Raw genomic sequence first — 17291 nt, forward strand, 5'->3', positions numbered from 1 at the left:
ACCGCGGGACTCGACGGGGCGCGTCGGCCGTCGTCGGGTTAGCGTCGGCAGGGTGACCGCAGCCTCCCCCGTCCTGCCCACCAGCTCCCCGTCCGCCCAGGGCATCGACGCCCGCGGCGTCCTCGCCCTCGTCGACGCCCTCGAGGCCGACGGCCACGACCCGCACAGCCTCCTGCTCGCGCGGCACGGCCACGTCGTGGCACGTGGGTGGTGGGCGCCGTATGCCGCGGAGCGCGTCCAGCTCGTGTACTCGCTGAGCAAGTCGTTCACCGCGACGGCGGTCGGGCTGCTCGTCGACGAGGGGCGGCTCTCGCTCGACGACCGCGTCTTCGACGTGCTGCCCGCGAGCCTGCTGCCGGCCAGAGCCGAGGTGTCCGAGCGGTACAGGAAGCTCACCCTCGGCCACTGCCTCACCATGGCGACCGGCCACGACGTCGACGCCTGGCCGGGGCGGGTGGCCCTGTCGGCGACCATGCCGTCGAACGACGGCACCGACCCCGTGCTGGGCGCGATCCTGGCGCACGAGCCCGAGCACGAGCCGGGCACCGCCTGGGCGTACAACCAGCTGGCGACCTACCTGGCGGCGTCGTGCGTCCGCGAGGTGACGGGCAGCGGCGTGCTCGACCTGGTCCGCTCGCGGGTCGTGTCCGTGCTGGACCCCGCAGGCGCCGAGCGCGTGCGCTGGCACCGCACCGCGACCGGCCGCGAGCTCGGCTTCTCGGGCATCCACGTCGGCACCGACGCGATCCTCGGTCTCGCCCAGACCTACCTCGACCACGGCACGTGGGCGGGCGACCGGCTGCTGTCCCCCGACTGGGTCTCGACGGCGACGTCCCCGACCGGCCTGCCCAACCGCGAGCCCGCCCCCAACCCCGACTGGACGCACGGGTACGGCTGCTCCTTCTGGGGCGCCAGCCACGGCTACCGCGGCGACGGCGCCTACGGCCAGTACGCGATCGTGCTGCCCGAGCAGGACATCGCCCTGGCCATCACGTCGGAGACCGTCGACATGCAGGCAGTCCTGGACCTGGTCTGGGAGCACCTGCTCCCCGCGGTCGACCGCGACGGCGACCCGGGGGCGGACGACGCGCTGGCAGCGCGCATGGCCGCCCTCGCCGTCCCGACGCCACGGTCGGCCCCCGGCCGGTTCGGCATGGGGTCCTGGACCCGGTCCGCCGACAGCCAGCTCCCCGAGGCGTATGCCGGGGTGCGCGTCGAAGGGGTCGACGGCCCTGGCCCCGCCGGTGAGGCGACAGGCGCCGGTGAGGCGACAGACGCCGGGCAGGCCACCGGCGGCTCGGCGGCATACCGGCTCACGGTCGAGGCGCACGGCACCACGGCGACGGTCGAGGTCGGGGACGGGCGCTGGGTCGACACGCGGCTCACCGTCGGCGACGTCGAGCTGGTCGTCGCCGCGTCGGGTGGCTGGACGGGTGAGGGGACGTTCGAGGCGGACCTGCGGCTCGTCGAGACCCCGCACCGGGTCCTCGTGCGCACGCGCCACGACGGCACCGCGTGGCTGGGCTGGCACCAGGTGCCGCTGCACGGGTCGGACCCGCTCGCGCTCGTCCTACCCGGGGACCGGGCCTACCTCTCCCCCTAGGCCCGGTTGGCAACATGTGCCGACGCCCGTGCGGGGGCGAATGGGTTGAATCGCTCGCATGGCGCGACGGATCCGGATCGGCATCGACACCGGCGGGACGTTCACCGACGTCGTCGCGCTCGACGAGGACACCGGCGACCTCGTCACGACCAAGACGCCCTCGACCCCTGCCAACCCTGCTGACGGCTTCATCACGGGCGTCGAGAAGGTCCTCGGCCTCATGGACGCGACCGGCGCGGACGTCACGTCGGTCAGCCACGGGACGACCGTCGCCACCAACAAGCTGCTCGAGGGCAAGGTCGAACGGCTCGGGTTCGTGACGACCGAGGGGTACGAGTTCCTGCTCGAGATCGCGCGCCAGGCGGTGCCCGACGGGTACGGCAACTCCTACTTCTGGGTGAAGCCGCCGCGCATCGTCCCGGCTGACCACGTCCGCACCGTCGGTGGCCGGATGGACTACGAGGGCAACGAGATCCGGCCGTTCGACGAGGCGGGCGCGGTGGGGGCAGCCCGCTGGTTCCGCGACCGCGGCATCACGACGATCGGCGTCTGCTTCCTGCACTCCTACGCCGACGACCGGCACGAGGTCGCCATGCGCGAGGTCCTGCGGCGCGAGCACCCCGAGGCCGTCGTGTCGATCTCGAGCGAGGTGCTGCGCGAGTACCGCGAGTACGAGCGGGCGATGACGACGCTCGTCGACGCCGCGGTGAAGCCGAGCGTGTCGCGCTACGTCGCCAACATCCACGAGCGGCTCGACGCGATCGCGCCCGGTGTCCCGTTCTCGATCATGAAGTCCAACGGCGGCGTCCTGTCGGCCGACGAGGTGGTGCACCAGCCGATCACCACGGTGCTGTCCGGCCCAGCGGCCGGCGCGCTCGGTGCCGGGCTGGTCGCCGCCCGGGCCGGGTTCGCCAAGGTGCTCACGTGCGACGGCGGAGGCACCTCGACCGACGTGTCGGTGGTGCTCGACGGCGAGCCGACCCTGACCACCGAGGGCACCGTCGGCGCGTACCCCAGCAAGATCCCGATGATCGACGTGGTCACGGTCGGTGCGGGCGGCGGCTCGGTCGCGTGGGTCTCCCCCGAGGGCACCCTCAAGGTCGGACCCCAGTCGGCGGGCGCGGACCCCGGCCCGCTCTGCTACGCGAAGGGCGGCACCGACCCGACCATCACCGACGCGCACGTCGTCCTCGGCCGCATCCCGCCGCACCTGCTCGGTGGCGAGATCCCGCTCGACGTCGACGCCGCCCGGGCGGGCGTCGAGGCGCTGGCCGAGCGGCTGGGCCTCGACCCGGTCCGCTGCGCCTCCGGCATCCTCGAGATCTCGGCCTGGAACCAGGCCAACGCGCTGCGCCAGGTGTCGGTCAAGCGCGGGCTCGACGTCCGGGACTTCATGCTCGCGACGTTCGGGGGCTCGGGGTCGCTGCTCGCGTGCCGGCTCGTGGACATCCTCGACCTGGCCGGGGTCGTCGTGCCGCGGGACCCGGGCAACGTCAGCGCGTTCGGGCTGCTCACCGTCGACGTGAAGAACGACTACGTGCAGACGATGGTCGCCCGGCACGGGTCGCTCGACCTCGCCGCGGTGCAGAAGACGTTCGACGAGCTCACCGACCGCGCAGCCTCCGCGCTCGACGCCGAGGGCTTCCCGCGCGACCGGCACCGGTACGTCCGGACCGTCGACCTGCGCTACTTCGGGCAGGCCTTCGAGGTGCGCGTGCCCGCGCCCGGTGGCGGGTCGGGACAGGTCGACGCGGCGTATGCCGATGCCGTCGCCGACGCGTTCCACGCAGAGCACCGTGCGCTCTACGGCTACGACTTCGCCGGCGACCCGACCCAGCAGGTCGAGTGGGTCAACCTGCGGGTCACCGGCATCGGCCCGATCGCGCGTCCCGAGCTCCGTGCGCTCCCGTCCCGCCCCGAGCTGCGCGACCTCCCGTCCCGCCCCGAGTCTTTGAGCGATCCCGGCGCCCCTGACCGCCCGGATCGCTCAAAGACCTCGAGCAGGCGGGTCTGCTTCGACGCCGACGAGGGGTATGTCGAGACCCCGGTGCTGTGGCGGCCCGACCTCCGCGCCGGGGACACGTTCGCCGGGCCGGCTGTCGTCGAGGAGTTCGGCTCGACGGTGCCGGTCCACCCCGGCTTCGCGGTCCGCGTCGACCAGCTCGGCAACCTCGTCGTCACCAGGGAGGACTGATGGTCAACAACGCCGGGCTCCCCACGGCATACGAGCACGGGAAGCGGCTCACCCCCGAGGGGACGGACGTCGACCCGATCCTCGTCGAGATCGTCCAGGGCACCCTGGCCAGCGTCGAGATGGAGGTCGAGACCGCCATCGCGCGCACCAGCCGCAGCCCGATGATCCGCGACGCGCACGACTTCCGAGCCGGCATCCACGACCGGCAGCTGCGCAAGCTGACCGGGCGCTCGTACTCCGCGCTCGTCCACCCGGTCGTGCGCGACTTCCCCATCGCCGAGATGTCCGAGGGCGACGTGTTCTTCCACAACGACGTCTACGAGTCCGAGGGCGGAATCGGGCACCTGCCGGACCTGTGCGTGACCGTGCCCGTCTTCCACGAGGGCGAGGTCGTCGCGTTCGTGCAGGCGTTCGGGCACCACGACGACATCGGCGGCGCGGTGCCGGGGTCGATGCCGAGCAACGCGAGAACGGTCTTCGAAGAGGGCCTGTCGGTGCCACCGATCCGTTTGTGGGACAAGGGAGTCCCGAACCGCGCCGCCCTGCGCATCATGACCCGGAACAGCCGCATGCCCGACAGCCTGGCCGCCGACCTCGACGCCGAGTGCTCCGCCTGCCTGATGGGCGCGCGGCGCCTCGGTGAGCTGTTCGCGCGCTACGGGAGGGCCGACATCGAGGCGGCGTTCGACACGATCCTCGACCGCACCACCGAGACGTACCGGCGCGAGATCCTGTCGCAGATCCCGGACGGCACCTACGTCTGGGAGGACTACGCCGAGCACGACGGCGTCGACGAGCCACAGCTGCACACGCAGCGGATCACCCTCACCAAGGTCAGCGACGCCACGGCCGACCCCGAGAACGGCCGTCCCGCCGGACCGCGCCTCGTCATCGACTTCACCGGCACGAGCCCGCAGGCCAAGGGCCCGATCAACCACTGCGGCGACTACGTCGGCGGCAACTTCCTCAAGAAGTGGCTCGCGCCGATCCTGCGCAACCTCGCCGAGTCGCCTGAGCGGATGGCCGAGCTCGACGTCAACGAGGGCGTCGTGCCGCTGATCGAGATGCGCTTCCCCGACAAGGGCACGCTGCTCACGCCGATCTACCCCGCCCCGACCAACGCCCGCACGTTCGTCATCCTGCGGCTGCTCGGGGTGCTCGCCGGCGTCGTCGCCAAGGCGGTCGACGGCCGGATGCCGGCCGACCAGGAGACGATCCGCTACACCGGCGTCTACGGCAAGGACCGCGACGGCAACGACTACCTCATGCGCGAGGTCCTCGGCGGCGGATCCGGTGGGCGCTACTACGCCGACGGCGAGGACACCATCCACGTCGTTCCCGACAGCCGGAACCTCCCGACCGAGTTCACCGAGTCCCGCTTCCCGTTCGTCGTCGAGCGGCTCGGGCTGGCGGTCGACTCCGGCGGTGCCGGGCGGCACCGCGGCGGTCTGGGCTACGAGAAGCACATCCGGATGCTGCGCGACGCCCATTTCATGTCGATCGCCGACCGCTCGATCCTCGCCTGCTGGGGGGTCAAGGGAGGCAGGGCCGGTATGCCGTTCAGCGTCACCATCGACCCCGGCGGGCCGGACGAGCGGGAGGTCGACGCGCTGGCCGACGCCGAACCGGTGCGGGCGGGACAGGTCATCCGGATCCGCACGACCGGCGGAGGCGGGTGGGGCGACCCGCTCGAGCGGCCTTACGCCGAGGTCGAGCAGGACCTGCGCTGGGGGAAGGTGTCCTTCGAGGGCGCGCACGCGGCATACGGCGTCGTGGCGTCGGGCGGCAAGGACGAGCCGGTCGTCGACGAGCCGGCGAGCGACGCCCTGCGCGCCCGGCTGCGCGCCGAGCGGGAAGGGGCGGGCGGGCAGCCGTTCTTCGACCGCGGACCCGGGTACGCCCGCCTCGCCGACGGCAGTGCGGCGGCCGACGTCGACTGGCTCTAGCCTCGGGTCATGTCCCAGGCCGCGCGCACGACCTACGTCCTCGTCGACGGGGAGAACCTCGACGCCACCCTCGGCAACTCGATCCTGGGCCGGCGGCCCCGGCCCGAGGAGCGGCCTCGGTGGGAGCGGCTGCTGCAGTTCGCCCGCGAGCGCTGGGGCCAGGACGCGAGCGGCCTGTTCTTCCTCGCCGCCAACACCGAGCTGCCGATGGCGTTCGTGCAGGCGCTGCTCGCCATCGGCTACCGGCCGATCGCCCTGTCCGGCGCGGCCGGCCAGAAGGTCGTCGACATCGCCATCCAGCGGACCCTCGAGGAGCTGCGGTGCCGCGAGGCGGACGTGCTGCTCGTGAGCAACGACGGCGACTTCGTCGACCAGGTGGAGAACCTGCTCGACGGGCGCCGGGTCGGGCTCGTGGGCTTCACCGAGTTCCGCAACCGGGACTTCGTCGAGCTCGCCGAGGACGGGCTGGAGATGTTCGACCTCGAGTACGACGTGCAGGCGTTCAACGATCGGCTCCCCCGGGTCCGCATCATCCCGATCGAGGAGTTCGACCCGGTCCAGTTCCTCTAGACGCCGGGAGCGTCCCGGCGTGTGGGCGACATCCGCTCGCAGGGTCGGGCCACGTCGACGTCGGTCAGGCGGGTGGGCTCGCGTCCGCGGCGGGGGCCCAGCCGCCCTCCTCGCGGATGGCGAGCATGATCCGCCGCGTGATCTCGCGGAGCTGCCTGGCCTGGGCTGCGGTCAGCCGGTCGAGCACGAGGTCGTGCACGGTGCGCACGTGCCCGGGCGTCGCCGCCTCGAAGGCCTCCAGCCCCTCGTCGGTGAGCTGGGCGAGCGTGAAGCGCCCGTCGCCCGGGTCCGGGGTGCGGCGCAGCCAGCCCCTCGACTCCAGCCTCGTGGCGGCGCGCGACAGGCGTGACAGCGAGCTGTTGGCGTAGCCGGCGAGGACGCTCATGCGCAGCGTGTGCTCGGGGGCGTCGGCGAGGGCGTAGAGGACGCCGTACTCGAAGTGTGTCAGGCCGGAGTCCCGCTGCAGCTGACCGTCGAGGGCGGCGGGGAGCCACTCCAGCACGGTGGCCAGCGAGGCCCAGGTCTCGAGGGCCTCGGTGGTGAGGCGGGTGGGCGCAGGCTGCTCCGGCATGGCGGCAGCGTACGCGAGCAGGCCGGTGGTCCGCGGCCGGACTGACTTGATCAGGAAACTCCTCGTCGTCTACGGTCACTTGCTCAGTCAAGTAAATGCAGTGCCGACGACGCGGATGTGGAGAGACAGCATGGACCTGGGACTGACCGGCAAGAGGGCCTTCGTGAGCGGCTCGACCAAGGGGATCGGGCTGGCCACCGCCCGGGCCTTGCTCGCCGAGGGAGCGGCGGTCGTCGTCAACGGCCGCGACGAGGACACGGTTCGGCAGACGGTGAAGAGCCTCGAGGTGGACCACCCGGGCAGCACCGTCGGCGGCATCGCGGCCGACTTCGCCGACGCCGACCAGGTGAGCCGGCTCGTGGCCGCGCTGGACGACGTCGACATCCTGGTCAACAACGTCGGCCTGTTCGAGGTCAGGGCGTTCGAGGAGATCGGCGACGAAGACTGGCAGCGCTACGTCGACGTCAACGTCATGAGTGCCGTCCGGCTCTCCCGGCGGCTGCTCGGACCGATGCTCGAGCGCGGGTGGGGCCGCATCATCGTCGTCAGCAGCGAGTCCGGCGTGAACGTCCCGGCCGACATGGTCCACTACGGAGTCACCAAGGCGGCCACCCTCGCGCTGGCCAACGGGCTCGCCAAGCGCACGCGGGGCACGGGCGTCACGGTCAACACCATCCTGGGCGGACCGACCTGGTCCGACGGCGTGGCCCGGGCCGTCGAGCAGGTCGCGCACGGCATGGGCAGGTCGGTCGATGACCTGCGGTCGGACCTCGCCGCCGCGACCCCGACGTCGCTGGTGCAGCGCTTCCTCGAGCCGTCCGAGATCGCGGACCTCGCCGTCTACCTCGCCAGCCCCCGCTCGTCCGCCACGAACGGCGCCGCCCTGCGGGCCGACGGCGGAGTCCTCACGACGATGCTCTGAGTTCGCAGCGATAGGGGTGCAGGGCACCCGCTGGGCGGTACCTTGGGCCATCGAGCATGCGGTCGAGCCCACGGCCTCCATGGAGCGGACGCGCACCGTCGCGCGTTCATCTCGAGGAGGAGGACCGATGGCGAGCAGGGCAGCGGCGGCCCGGCAGGGCGACGCGGCTGCGTCGTCGCGGCTCGTCGCGCTGTCCGCGGTCACGGCGCAGCTCGCCCAGGCCGACGACCTGGCCACCATGTCCGACGTCATCACCCGTGAGGCCGGCCGGGTGCTCGAGGCGGATGCGGCGATCGTCGTCGTCCGCGAGGGACCACGGCTGCTCCGCGCCCACGGCACGGTCGGGCTCACCCCGGAGCAGATCACCCAGTACTCGGTCTTCGACCTCGACCTCGAGGGTCCGCTCGGTGAGGCGGTGCGCACGGGTGCCGTCGTCCGGATCCGCGACCGCGCCGACCTCGTCGCGCGCTACCCGTCCCTGGACGACGGTGTGGAGCGGTCCTCGGTGACGCTGCCCCTGCTGGGTCGCGGCGACGACACCACCGCCCTGGGCGCGATGGCCTTCCGGTTCGACGACCGCTGCGTGGACCTGGCCGAGGACGAGCTGGCCGTCCTGTCGGTGCTCGCCGACGTGTGCGCCGCGACCGTGCAGCGGCTGGCCGCCGAGGCGGAGCGCGCGGAGCAGGAGGCACGCCTGCAGTTCCTGGCCGACGCCTCGACCGTGCTCGCCTCGACGACCGACTACCACGAGACCCTCACCCAGGTGGCCGGCCTCGCGGTGCCGTTCCACGCCGACTGGTGCGCGGTCGAGGTGCTGGAGGCGGGGGTCCTGCGCAGCCTCACGGTCGCCCACGTCGACCCCGCGAAGGTCGCGCTGGCGCGGGAGGTGCAGTCCCGCTGGCCGTCCGACCCGGAGCGGCCGAGCGGGTCGGCCGTCGTGGCCCGCACCGGCCAGAGCCTGCTCATCGAGGAGGTCACCGACGAGATGCTCGTCGAGGGCACCCGGGACCCCGAGCACCTGCGCGTCGCCCGCGAGCTCGGGCTGCGCAGCGCCCTCTCCGTGCCGCTGCGCGCGCACGAGCGGGTGCTCGGGGTGCTCACCTTCGTCTCCGCCGAGTCCGGGCGCCGGTACTCCGCGGCCGACATCCCCTTCGCCGAGGACCTCGGGCGCCGCGCGGCCCTGGCGATCGACAACGCCGAGCTGTACTCCGAGAGCCGTCGCGTCGCGGCCGAGCTGCAGGCAACGCTCTCGCCGCAGGAGCTGCCCGCGCTCGGCGGCTGGGAGTTCGCCGACCTCTACCAGCAGTCCGGACGCACGGAGGTCGGAGGTGACTTCTACGACGTCGACGTGCTGCCGGACGGCCGGCTCGCGGTGGTCATGGGCGACGTCATGGGCCGCGGGGTGGACGCGGCCGTGGCCGGGTCCAGGCTGCGCGCCGCCACGCGGGTCCTGATGACGCAGGACCCGCACCCCGACGCCCTCGCGACCGCCGTGGACGCGTTCATGGAACGCGACCCGCTCATCCCCCTGGCGAGCGCGGCATACCTGCTGCTCGACGAGGACCACGACGAGGCCTGGGCGACCGTTGCTGGCCACCCGCCGCCCCTGCTGGTCCGCGCCGACGGCTCGACCGAGTTCATGGAGCTCGGGCGCTCGCCCCTGCTCGGGGTCGGGCCCACGGAACGCGCGGCGTCGGCGTTCTCGTTCGGCCCCGGCGACATGCTCTTGCTGTTCACCGACGGGCTGGTCGAGCGCCGGGGCGAGGACCTCGGGGAACGGCTGCGCGAGCTGCGGGAGGTCGTCGCGGAGGGCGTGCGGTTCGACGCACGGGAGGGAACCCTCGGCGACTTCCTGGTGGCCCTCGCGGAGCGCATGCTCGGGCCCGAGCGGCACGACGACGTCGCGATCCTCGCGCTGCGCCGACAGCCGGCCTGAGGCGCTCCCCCGGTCCGGTCGAGGCCCCGCCTGCGCCGACCGGACCGGACCGCGCCTACTGCGTGGTGAACGCGATGTCGTCGTAGATCGGCAGCGGCGTGGAGTCACCGGTCGTGAGCAGCAGGTCGATCGACGCCGTGAGGATGTAGCTGCACTTCGGCAGCGACGACACGGCGACCGGGTTGTCGGCCGCGTCGAGCAGCTGGCTGACGGTCCCGTGGAAGTCCGGCGCGATCGCGGGCAGCGCGTAGTGGTACGGCCCGCCCGGCCCCGAGACGCCGAGCGACATGCTCCCCAGGTTCGGGTGCGCCGCCGTGTAGTCGACCGTGAGGCTGTTGTGGATCCGCGCGCACCCGTGCCCGATGAGCTCCTCGATGTCGATGCTCACGGCGCCGAGCTGGCCGTCCACCCGCGTCGGCACCCAGGAGCCGTGCTTCTGCACGTGGTCGTATGCCGTGTTGGCGAGGGCCACGCGCTCGGCGATGCCGGCCTGCACCTCGGTCGTCGGCTGGCCGACCTGGCGCATGACCATCCGCAGCGAGACGTACTCGTCGACCGCCAGGCCCGCCGACGCCGTGCTCTGGCCGGCGACGACCGCCGCGAGGTCGTGCGTCTGGGAGGAGAGGGCGCGGCTGTCGAGACCGAGCAGGTTGTTGTTCGGCACGAACAGGCCGGTCGTGAGGCTGTTGTCCTGCGGCACGGCGATCCAGCCCTGGGCGTCGGGCGTCACAGCGATCTGGTCGGGCCCGTTGGCTCCCAGGACGACGACCGCCTTGGTCTCGACGGGTGGTAGCGAGCCGGTGAGCCGCTCCCACGTGCCGATCTGCATCGGCACCATCTGCCCGGGTAGCACCGGCTTCCAGCTGCTGCCGTCGTCGTACTCGAACCGGTACTCCGCCGGCTGGCCGCCGAGCAGCCGGCCGAGCACTCCGTTGAGCCGCAGCGCGGAGTAGAAGGCGCGGTCGTCACCGAACGTGCGCCCGGTGCCGCCGGGCCCGCTGTCGAAGCCGGTGACGGTCTTGTAGACGCCGATGTGGTCGAACCACGGGTAGGGCTGGTCGGTGTCGCCCGGCACGTCCTTGACGCACAGGTCGACGCAGAAGCACGGGCCGACGTTCTGGCGGTCCTGCGCACGCCCGCGGGAGCGCGGCTCCTGCAGCAGCACACCGGTGGGGCCGTCGACCCGGAAGTAGACGTCCGGACCGGCGACGAGCTCGATGTTGATCCACGGCGACCACGGCGTCCGGCTGAAGTCCGCCACCGTGTAGTCGATGCGGAAGTGGCCGCTGACGTCGGTCGTGGCGCTTCCGAGGGCGTCGTCCTGGATCCAGTCGACGTCGAACGCGCTGACCTTCGCCCCGGGCACGCCGATCTCGGTGTCGCACACCCGGACGTGGCCGCAGATCGACCACCAGCCGAGCCGCCCGCGCAGGCCGCACCAGATGCGGTGCGGGATCTCGTACGACCACGCCGCGGCATACCCCTCCTTGCTCTCACGCCACTGGGGCGCCAGCGTCGTCAGCGTGAAGGTGAGCGGCTTGGGCGGGACCTTGTGGCCGGTCATGGTGCCGCAGTAGACGTCGACGTCGAAGGCGCCGCCCTCGTAGCCCTCGCGCAGCTCGATGGTGAAGGCTCCGTCCTGCCCGACGACCCCCTCGCCGAGCAGGGACGTGGCACGCTCGGTGGCGACGGACTCCTCGAGCACCGTCGTGGTGTGCTTCGGCTCCGCGGCCGCAGCCTGGCTGACGCGGTCGCCGGTGGCGCCGACGAGGCGGATGGTGGCTCCCACCAGCGGTTCCCAGCAGTCGTCGCAGAGCAGGCCGACGAGGCGGCCCGAGATCACGTGTGACATGGGTTTGACTCCTATTGCGTACGGCAGACCCGACGAGCCTGTACGCCTGAAGGAGCAGCGGCCGGAGGCACTGATACCCGTCCGGCCTCGAACGGACCCAAATGCGCGAAATGTCGTAGGCAGCAGCGGGTTCCGCTCCGGGTCGTCGCAACCGCTTGTCAGGCCAGGCGCTCCTCCAGCCGCACCTCGACGGCATCGCCGACACCCTTGCCGAGCTGCTTCTGCAGCGTGGCTGCGACCGGGAGCATGTGGCTGCCGTCGCCGAGGGCCATGAACGAGGTCGTGAACGGCCGGCAGTCGATGGTGCCGCGGACCTTGACCCTCCCCCGCGTCCCGAAGTACTCGACGGACGGCTCCCACTTCACGCAGGTCCACGCGTCGTCGCTGCTCGTGGCCTTGCAGAGGGTCTCGGTGAAGGTGACGTCCAACCGGCCCACGCCGTGCGCTGCAGTGCTCATGCTCCATTGGACCGCGCGGGGCGGCGGGACTCATCGGACGAGCGTGGCTGGCACGCCCGTTTGTCCCTCGCATGGGGCTTTTGGCATCGACCGTTCGGGTGAATCCGGCACCCCGGCCGGACCGCGCGGTGTGCCGTCTCGTTGTACCGGGCACGTACGGGAGCGGGCAGAGAAGGGAACCGGGCACGGTGGTTGAGAGGGACGACGTGGGGCCTGCGGCGGAGGAGCTGGACGACACCGCCCTGCGCCAGGAGATCGAGCTCTTGGCCGAGCTCCTCGAGAAGGTGGCGGACTCCCCGGAGCCGTTGTGCCAGGCCGAGATCGACCGTGCGCTGCACGTCGACGCGTCCGAGGGAAGCCGTCCCGCAGCAGGGGGAAGTCGTCCCGCGACAGGGGGCCGCGACCAGGGGCACCAGCCGCCCCGCCAGTAGTCGGACCGCGGACAGCTCCGGTGCAGCCGTCACCCTCCTGCACGGGAGGCACTGGACACTTCGCCTAGCCACCATGGCCGAGGCGCCACCCGGGCGCCGCTCCTAGGGTCACGGCACAGCGCGTTCAGCTGTGACCGTCACTGAACATGAAGGAGCGCCATGGTCGGCAAGCGCATCATCCTGGTCCCGGCAGTCGCCGGGGCCCTCGTCCTCGTCGGGGTGTCCTCGGCCAGCGCCGGGGAGATCACCGGCAACGGCAAGCCCGCTCAGGGCGCCACCCACGCCAACTCGATCTGCGCCTACTCGGGGCAGAACGACACCCCGAACGACCCGTTCCCCGAGGGCGGGCGCGTGCAGAGCTACGGCCAGCTGGTCAGGGTCGGGCTCAAGGACGCCGTCCCCGCCCCGGGCTTCGCCTGCAACGGGCACACGGGCTTCCTGGCCGGTGGCGGCGAGGAGCCGTGACGGGCTGAGCTCGACCACGGCGCGCGGCGGGCACTGCCCGCCGCGCGCTGTCGCGTCCGCTGGGCGCGGACGCGCCTGCCCGGCAGGCACAGGTCAGAGGGAGTCGTCCCGCAGCAGCGCGAGCATTGACTCGGCCTCCTCGCTGCACGCGACGCAGCCCTGCAGGTGGCGGTCCATGACGGGGTCCGGCGAGGTGCCGGTGCGCAGGAGTGCCTCCACGTGGGTGTCCATCCGGGTGAAGCAGTCGTCGCAGGACAGCCACGGCGTGGTGTCGAGCAGGAGTGCGTCGACGGCGCGCGGGGAGAGTGCCCGCTCGGCGTGCGATCGGTTCTCGGTCACGGCGTGCCTGCCAAGGGTTGCGAGGGTCGGACTTCGGGACGGGCGGCTGGAGCCAGGTAGCCCCTGCTCGTGAGGTCGGCGCGCAGCCGGCAACGGGCGTCGTGCACGGTCTTGTAGAGGGCGCCCCGACTGGTCCCGAGGCGCTCGGCGAGGACGTCGATCGGCACACCGTCGACGAGGAGGGCGATCGCGACGCGGCGCTGGTGGGGCGTGAGGACCGTACGCATCGACTGCGCCAAGGCGGACGCCAGGTCGCCCGCCTCGGCGACGCACTCGGGGCTCCGGCCCACGTCTGCGGGCGCCGACTCGAGGTCGAGGTCACGGAGCCGGACCTCCCGGTGCTGCCACTGCAGCCGGCGCACGTCGGTGGCCACCTGCAGGATCGCGAACTTGTACGCCCAGGTCGTGAAGCGGCTGCGCCCCTCGAAGGTGTGCAGCTTGGCGAGCAGGGCCGTCATGGCCTCGTCGGCGGCTTGGTTGACGATGACGTCGACAGCACCCGGTGAACTGTCGGGCAGCGCACTGCGCATGCGGCTGACCTGGTGCCCGGCGGCCCGGAGCATGAGGGAGTGCAGCTGCCTCATCGCCCGGTCCTGCTCCGGACCGCTGCAGCCGAGGGCCTGGACCCAGTCAGCCGGCTCGTCCCGGTCCGCCTGCCGACCGGACCGGGTCCTTGCCAGCTCGGCCGAGCCGTCCCGGCTGGGGGCGCTCATCGGGGGCCCACGGGCTCGTCCAGCGGGGACAGGATGCGCGCGGCGAGCTCCGGCGGGCACCCGGCGTCGACGAGCTCGAGGAGTGCGTGCAGGTCGACGTGACCGGCAGCGAGCGAGGTGGCGAGCTCCCTCGGGAAGCCGGCCTCGAGCAGCCGGCACGTGCGCCACTCCCTGACGTCGACAGGCGGTCCCGGGGACGCGCACCTCCGCGTGGTCTGGCTCGGATGGGTGGTCATGCCTTATGTGCCGTCGGTCGACGGGCTCGTCTTACCGGCCAGTGCCTTGGCGGACCCGGCCGCACCGCGGTCGGTAAGACATCCTCGCGACCCGACGACTAACACGCTGTCAGCCTCCCACCGCAAGGACGTCGGCGTCAGCGGGTCCTCGGACCCCGGCGCCCCGGCCCTCGGTGAGGACCATCGCAACCAGCGAGGAGCTCGTCGTGGCAACCACCTCCACCCACAGGTCGACCCAGCGGCGGCAGGGCGTCGCCGCCCCCACAGCGCGCGCCGACGCCGGCCAGCAGGCGTTCACCGTGCTCCGGGGCGCGTTCACGATCGCCCCGATCGTCTTCGGCCTGGACAAGTTCAGCAACGTCCTGGTCCACTGGGACCGCTACCTGGCGCCCGTCCTGTCGAACCCCTTGCCCGTCTCACCGCACCAGGCGATGTATGCCGTGGGCGTCGTCGAGGTGGTCGCCGGTCTCGTCGTCCTCCTCCATCCCCGGCTGGGCGGGCTGGTCGTCGCAGCCTGGCTCGCCGGCATCATCGTCAACCTGATGCTCATCCCCGGCTACTACGACGTGGCGCTCCGCGACTTCGGCCTGCTGCTCGCCGCCGTTGCCCTGCAACGCCTCGCGACGCGGTACGACCCGCGACCGGTCCTCTGGCCACTGCGGCGAGCTGCCGACGCCCCGGTGCGGCCGGGCGAGGCCGCGGCATGACCGTGCCGGCGGTCGCCGGGACCGGCACACATCGCCGTCGCGGGCGGCTGGTCCGGCACAGGGGCGGTCGAGGAGGTGGACCTGCCCGGCGCGACCGCCGGAGCGCTGGCGATGCTCGCCGCGCTGGGCATCGACGTGGGCACCGAGTCGTTGCTGAGGACGCCCGAGCGGATGGCCTCGGCCCTGGCCGAGATGCTGACGCCGCGGCCGTTCCAGCTGACGACCTTCCCCAACGACGGCGGCTACGACGAGCTCATCGTCGCCCGCGGCGTACCCGTCACCTCCCTGTGCGAGCACCACATGCTGCCCTTCGTCGGCACCGCGCACATCGGCTACCTCCCGGGCGACCGCATCCTGGGGCTGTCCAAGCTGGCCCGGGTGGTGGAGCACTTCGCCCGGCGGCCTCAAGTGCAGGAACGCCTGACGACGCAGGTCTCCACGTGGCTGCGCGACCGGCTGGGGGCCGCCGGGGTGGGGGTGGTCATCGAGGCGGAGCACCTCTGCATGACACTGCGCGGGGTCCAGGCCCCCGGGACGACCACGGTCACCTCGAGCCTGCTCGGCGCGCTGCGCGACGACCCCCGTACGCGTGCCGAGTTCCTTGCCCTGACCCGCGCGAAACCCTGAGAGGGAGGCCGGATAGGGGGTCGAGCCTGTGGCCGTGGGAGAGGCCCCGCTGAATGTGGGATTGCCTTGGCCTCGCGGGCTCGGTCGATCAGGCCAGCGGCCCCAGCACGGGTCCGCCACCCGTAGCACGCCAGTCAACGTCCACCACGATCAGCCCCTCGCTGTCGATGCATCCACCGATAGAGTCCGACCTCGGTGGCGGAGTCGTTGCCACCGCATACCGGTGAACCCGGAGCCGGCGGCGTCCGGGCAGGGTGGCGGTGAGCCGAGAAGTGGGGGATGTCATGGGGTTCTGGACACGCGGTCGAGCCCAAGTACACGGACGCGCGCCAAATACAGGTTCTGCTGGTGGATCGGTCAGTGAGGCACCTGAACTGTCAGTGAAACAGGGTCAGTTGGCCGTCTTGGTGGAGGAGCTGAAGGCGCGCACAGAGGCGATCCGACACCGCCAGGACCTCGAGCACCGAAACATGAATGTGGCCCTCGTTCTAGTCACCAGCGTCACTGGATATCTCGTGGTCTACGCCAGCAGCAAGGGGCTCCCCAGGCTGTTCGAAGGAGAGGTGGCGCTCCTCATTCCTGTGACAAGCCTGCTGCTCAGCACATTTCACCTGCGCCAGCTCGACCACGAGGTCAATATCGCCGACTATGGGGCGTACGTCCGGTCCGTCCTTCGCCCCCGAATCGCACAGCTCGTCGGCCGGGACGTCCTGCAATACGAGATCTTCATCGATGAGGTTCGACGGAGTCGCACCCGGCGGTTGGCTGGCGTGCTGCTCCTGGGGAATGAAGCGTTCCAACTCCTCGTCCTGAGCCTGGTGGCGGCCACTCTTTCCCTCATCACCGAGATCACGTGGTCCAAGCCCGCCGGGGATGGCGGCACCGCATTCACATTCTCGACAGGCTTGGCGCTCCTTTTCATCGTGGTCTCCGTTTGGCAGACGAGAGAAATGGTTCGTCACTACAGAACCGTGGACCGGGTAGTTGAGTCTTGGCGGGAAGCCCACTGATGCGCGGCGTACGCAGGGCGAGAGCCATAGGCCTAGGAGCCACTTTGCTCAGTGAGGGGGCCGAGATGTCGACAAGCGCTGGACAGGATGACCGCATGCTCGAGAAGGAGCCGTTCGAGGAGTTGGCCGGGCTGCCGGTGGTCTCGTTCGCGGGCGTCCCGGACTGCGAGGCATGGTTCGCCGAGCACGGCGCCAACCAGCGCGGCATCTGGCTCAAGATCGGGCGGACGGGCGCGGCGCAGACCGTGACCTATGCCGAGGCGCTCGAGGTCGCCCTCTGCCACGGCTGGATCGACGGCCAGAAGCGCGGGTACGACGAGCGCCACTGGCTGCAGCGCTTCACCCCGCGAGGCCCACGGAGCACGTGGTCGCAGGTCAACCGGGACAAGGCCGAGGCACTGGTCGAGGCCGGGCGGATGCGCCCAGGAGGCCAGGCCCAGGTCGACGCGGCGAAAGCGGACGGCCGGTGGGCGGCGGCATACGCAGGACAGCGGTCCGCGACCGTGCCCGACGACCTGGCGGCCGCGCTCGCGGCCGACCCCGAGGCGAAGGCGTTCTTCGAGACCCTCTCGGGCGCCAACCGCTACGCGATCCTCTACCGGGTCAACGATGCCAAGAAGCCGGAGACCCGAGCCGCCCGCATCGAGAAGTTCGTCGCGATGTGCCACAACCACGAGGCGATCCACTGACCCGCGGCGCCGTCGGCGGACC

Annotated in this window: 18 protein-coding genes; 12 read left to right on the forward strand and 6 right to left on the reverse strand. The window is 71.9% G+C overall.

Annotated features, from left to right (window positions below; translation table 11 throughout):
* Nucleotides 1-52: 52 nt before the first annotated feature.
* From J2X64_RS03960 to J2X64_RS03975, 4 genes are read left to right on the forward strand one after another with little or no spacing between them, the layout of a single operon-like run.
* The gene (locus J2X64_RS03960; protein WP_310149937.1) at nt 53-1603 is read left to right on the forward strand and encodes a serine hydrolase domain-containing protein; all 1551 of its coding nucleotides are present in this window, start codon (nt 53-55) and stop codon (nt 1601-1603) included.
* Between the two features lie 58 nt (nt 1604-1661).
* Nucleotides 1662-3797, forward strand: a complete 2136-nt coding sequence (locus J2X64_RS03965) for a hydantoinase/oxoprolinase family protein (protein ID WP_310149940.1) — start codon at nt 1662-1664, stop codon at nt 3795-3797.
* Nucleotides 3797-5743 carry a hydantoinase B/oxoprolinase family protein gene (locus J2X64_RS03970; RefSeq protein WP_310149946.1) on the forward strand — a complete coding sequence of 649 codons (1947 nt, stop codon included), beginning with the start codon at nt 3797-3799 and terminating at the stop codon, nt 5741-5743. Before J2X64_RS03965 ends, J2X64_RS03970 begins: the two co-directional genes overlap by 1 nt.
* A 9-nt stretch (nt 5744-5752) precedes the next feature.
* A complete protein-coding gene (locus J2X64_RS03975) occupies nt 5753-6313 on the forward strand; it encodes an NYN domain-containing protein (protein ID WP_310149949.1) in 561 nt (186 codons plus the stop codon).
* Nucleotides 6314-6377: 64 nt separating this feature from the next.
* Here J2X64_RS03975 and J2X64_RS03980 read toward each other — a convergent pair whose 3' ends face one another.
* A complete protein-coding gene (locus J2X64_RS03980; protein ID WP_310149952.1) occupies nt 6378-6884 on the reverse strand; it encodes a MarR family transcriptional regulator in 507 nt (168 codons plus the stop codon).
* A gap of 130 nt (nt 6885-7014) precedes the next feature.
* On the opposite strand from J2X64_RS03980, the gene J2X64_RS03985 reads away from it, so the two are divergent.
* Together J2X64_RS03985 and J2X64_RS03990 are read left to right on the forward strand one after the other, a co-directional pair.
* Nucleotides 7015-7806 carry an SDR family NAD(P)-dependent oxidoreductase gene (locus J2X64_RS03985; protein ID WP_310149954.1) on the forward strand — a complete coding sequence of 264 codons (792 nt, stop codon included), beginning with the start codon at nt 7015-7017 and terminating at the stop codon, nt 7804-7806.
* 127 nt (nt 7807-7933) lie between these two features.
* Nucleotides 7934-9742, forward strand: coding sequence for a SpoIIE family protein phosphatase (locus J2X64_RS03990; protein WP_310149957.1), 1809 nt, complete (start codon nt 7934-7936; stop codon nt 9740-9742).
* Between the two features lie 55 nt (nt 9743-9797).
* On the opposite strand, the gene J2X64_RS03995 is transcribed toward J2X64_RS03990, so the two are convergent.
* Both J2X64_RS03995 and J2X64_RS04000 read right to left on the reverse strand, forming a co-directional pair.
* On the reverse strand, nt 9798-11594 hold the full coding sequence (locus J2X64_RS03995) for a hypothetical protein (protein ID WP_310149960.1): 1797 nt from the start codon (nt 11592-11594) through the stop codon (nt 9798-9800).
* A gap of 158 nt (nt 11595-11752) precedes the next feature.
* Nucleotides 11753-12052, reverse strand: a complete 300-nt coding sequence (locus J2X64_RS04000; protein WP_310149963.1) for a DUF1905 domain-containing protein — start codon at nt 12050-12052, stop codon at nt 11753-11755.
* 188 nt (nt 12053-12240) lie between these two features.
* Between J2X64_RS04000 and J2X64_RS04005 the strand changes: the two genes are divergently transcribed.
* Nucleotides 12241-12483, forward strand: coding sequence for a hypothetical protein (locus J2X64_RS04005; RefSeq protein WP_310149966.1), 243 nt, complete (start codon nt 12241-12243; stop codon nt 12481-12483).
* Nucleotides 12484-12642: 159 nt separating this feature from the next.
* On the forward strand, nt 12643-12948 hold the full coding sequence (locus J2X64_RS04010; protein WP_310149968.1) for a hypothetical protein: 306 nt from the start codon (nt 12643-12645) through the stop codon (nt 12946-12948).
* Nucleotides 12949-13041: 93 nt separating this feature from the next.
* Here the strand turns inward: J2X64_RS04010 and J2X64_RS04015 are convergent, their stop codons facing one another.
* The 3 genes from J2X64_RS04015 to J2X64_RS04025 are packed head-to-tail and all read right to left on the reverse strand — an operon-like array spanning nt 13042 to nt 14236.
* Nucleotides 13042-13287, reverse strand: a complete 246-nt coding sequence (locus tag J2X64_RS04015; protein ID WP_310149971.1) for a hypothetical protein — start codon at nt 13285-13287, stop codon at nt 13042-13044.
* Nucleotides 13284-14000 carry a sigma-70 family RNA polymerase sigma factor gene (locus tag J2X64_RS04020; protein WP_310149974.1) on the reverse strand — a complete coding sequence of 239 codons (717 nt, stop codon included), beginning with the start codon at nt 13998-14000 and terminating at the stop codon, nt 13284-13286. Before J2X64_RS04020 ends, J2X64_RS04015 begins: the two co-directional genes overlap by 4 nt.
* Entirely contained in the window at nt 13997-14236 is a 240-nt protein-coding gene (locus J2X64_RS04025) for a hypothetical protein (RefSeq protein WP_310149977.1), read from the reverse strand. Before J2X64_RS04025 ends, J2X64_RS04020 begins: the two co-directional genes overlap by 4 nt.
* Nucleotides 14237-14442: 206 nt before the next feature.
* Between J2X64_RS04025 and J2X64_RS04030 the strand changes: the two genes are divergently transcribed.
* The 4 genes from J2X64_RS04030 (at nt 14443) to J2X64_RS04045 (ending at nt 17269) form a co-directional block, all read left to right on the forward strand.
* Nucleotides 14443-14943, forward strand: a complete 501-nt coding sequence (locus tag J2X64_RS04030) for a hypothetical protein (protein WP_310149979.1) — start codon at nt 14443-14445, stop codon at nt 14941-14943.
* Nucleotides 14944-15054: 111 nt separating this feature from the next.
* Nucleotides 15055-15570, forward strand: coding sequence for a GTP cyclohydrolase I FolE (folE, locus tag J2X64_RS04035; protein ID WP_310153107.1), 516 nt, complete (start codon nt 15055-15057; stop codon nt 15568-15570).
* A gap of 407 nt (nt 15571-15977) precedes the next feature.
* Nucleotides 15978-16580, forward strand: a complete 603-nt coding sequence (locus J2X64_RS04040) for a hypothetical protein (protein ID WP_310149982.1) — start codon at nt 15978-15980, stop codon at nt 16578-16580.
* A 95-nt stretch (nt 16581-16675) separates the two neighbouring features.
* Nucleotides 16676-17269 carry a YdeI/OmpD-associated family protein gene (locus tag J2X64_RS04045; protein ID WP_310149984.1) on the forward strand — a complete coding sequence of 198 codons (594 nt, stop codon included), beginning with the start codon at nt 16676-16678 and terminating at the stop codon, nt 17267-17269.
* Nucleotides 17270-17291: the final 22 nt, after the last annotated feature.

The organism is Phycicoccus sp. 3266 (genome assembly GCF_031456495.1).
In the GTDB taxonomy this organism is placed as follows: Bacteria; Actinomycetota; Actinomycetes; order Actinomycetales; family Dermatophilaceae; genus Pedococcus.

What these genes read in the sequence shown, in the direction of transcription:
- J2X64_RS03965 (WP_310149940.1), top strand. Translation starts at nt 1,662, where the DNA reads ATGGCGCGACGGATCCGGATCGGCATCGACACCGGCGGGACGTTCACC.
- J2X64_RS03975 (WP_310149949.1), top strand. Translation starts at nt 5,753, where the DNA reads ATGTCCCAGGCCGCGCGCACGACCTACGTCCTCGTCGACGGGGAGAAC.
- J2X64_RS04025 (WP_310149977.1), bottom strand. Translation starts at nt 14,236, where the DNA reads ATGACCACCCATCCGAGCCAGACCACGCGGAGGTGCGCGTCCCCGGGA.
- J2X64_RS03985 (WP_310149954.1), top strand. Translation starts at nt 7,015, where the DNA reads ATGGACCTGGGACTGACCGGCAAGAGGGCCTTCGTGAGCGGCTCGACC.
- J2X64_RS04020 (WP_310149974.1), bottom strand. Translation starts at nt 14,000, where the DNA reads ATGAGCGCCCCCAGCCGGGACGGCTCGGCCGAGCTGGCAAGGACCCGG.
- J2X64_RS03980 (WP_310149952.1), bottom strand. Translation starts at nt 6,884, where the DNA reads ATGCCGGAGCAGCCTGCGCCCACCCGCCTCACCACCGAGGCCCTCGAG.
- J2X64_RS03970 (WP_310149946.1), top strand. Translation starts at nt 3,797, where the DNA reads ATGGTCAACAACGCCGGGCTCCCCACGGCATACGAGCACGGGAAGCGG.
- folE (WP_310153107.1), top strand. Translation starts at nt 15,055, where the DNA reads ATGCTCGCCGCGCTGGGCATCGACGTGGGCACCGAGTCGTTGCTGAGG.
- J2X64_RS04010 (WP_310149968.1), top strand. Translation starts at nt 12,643, where the DNA reads ATGGTCGGCAAGCGCATCATCCTGGTCCCGGCAGTCGCCGGGGCCCTC.
- J2X64_RS04045 (WP_310149984.1), top strand. Translation starts at nt 16,676, where the DNA reads ATGCTCGAGAAGGAGCCGTTCGAGGAGTTGGCCGGGCTGCCGGTGGTC.
- J2X64_RS04000 (WP_310149963.1), bottom strand. Translation starts at nt 12,052, where the DNA reads ATGAGCACTGCAGCGCACGGCGTGGGCCGGTTGGACGTCACCTTCACC.
- J2X64_RS03990 (WP_310149957.1), top strand. Translation starts at nt 7,934, where the DNA reads ATGGCGAGCAGGGCAGCGGCGGCCCGGCAGGGCGACGCGGCTGCGTCG.
- J2X64_RS03995 (WP_310149960.1), bottom strand. Translation starts at nt 11,594, where the DNA reads ATGTCACACGTGATCTCGGGCCGCCTCGTCGGCCTGCTCTGCGACGAC.